Annotated in this window: 1 protein-coding gene; it reads right to left on the reverse strand. The window is 75.0% G+C overall.

The genetic code is table 11. The features are described 5' to 3' along the window. On the reverse strand, positions 1-1,164 hold a 1,164-nt coding region (locus tag ACWF62_RS20590; protein WP_452631280.1), incomplete at both ends, for a hypothetical protein.

Here is a 1,164-nt window from a genome sequence, read left to right on the forward strand (position 1 = left end):
CCGCCCCGACCACCAACTCCCGTACCCGGGTCAGGTCGTCGCGGTGCACCTCGCTGGGGTCGCACACCACCAGCACCCCGTCCACCCGGTCCGTGAGGGCGATGGCGTCCGCGTACAGCAGCACGGCGGGGGCCAGTACCACCACCACGGCGCCCTTGGTGTCGGCGTGGTGGATCAACTGGCTGGCGGCCGGGGAGGTCAGGGCGCGCGGCACGTTGCGCACCCGGCGGCCGGGCACCAGGTCGAAGATGCCGGACTCCTCGGCGTCGATCGGCACCCGCAGCCCGCTGGGCCAGTCGGTGCTCTCGCCGCGCCCGCCGGGCGAGCTGGCCCAGCCGGGCCGTACGCCGTCCGCGTGCCGCAGCTGTTCGGTCAGGGTGGGGGTGCGCAGGTCGGCCTCCACGAGCAGGGCGTCCATGCCCATCTCGGCGAAGGCGGCGGTGAGGTTGACGGCGGCGGCCAGCGGGGTCTCTATGCTGCCGCGCGGTGCGACCACCAGCAGCCGGCGGCGCTGCGCGAACGCCTCGTCGTAGGCGAGCCGGAACGCCACCGAGCGGTACTCCTCGGCCAGCCGGCCCTGGGCGATCAGTTCCTCGGGACCGTCACCGCGCGCGGGCCGGGGCAGCACGCCGAGTACGGGGGCGTGCAGCGCCCGGGTGACATCGCCGGGCGAGCGCACGGTGGGGTCGAACACCAGCCGGACCCAGGCGGCGAGCAGTCCGATGCCGATCCCGACGACGTAGCCGAGCGCGAGCAGCAGCGGCAGGCCGGGGCCCGAGGGGCTGCCGGGCGGGGTGGCCTCGGTGATGACCCGGCCGCCGGTGGTGTCCAGGGAGGTCAGCCGGGCGATGGCCGCGTTGAGGTCGGAGATGGCGCTGGTGACGCCGGACAGGTCGGCGAGGGCGTTGTCGTAGGCGGCGCTGCCCTCGAAGAGGGTGCCGAGTTCGTCCTCCAGCGCGTCGCGCCGCTCCAGTTGGGGGGCGCGCTGGCTCTCCAGGGAGGCGACGCCGGCGGCGATGGTGGCGTCGGCGTCGGCCTGCCGGTTGCCGAGGTAGGCCTGGACGAAGGCGTTGGCGCGCTCGGCGGCCAGATGCGGGTCGTCGGCCGAGTAGGCGAAGCGCAGGACCTCGGTGTTGGGCGGGTTGGTGACCTGGAGTCCGCGCT

This window comes from Rhodococcus sp. NPDC054953, from assembly GCF_053609225.1.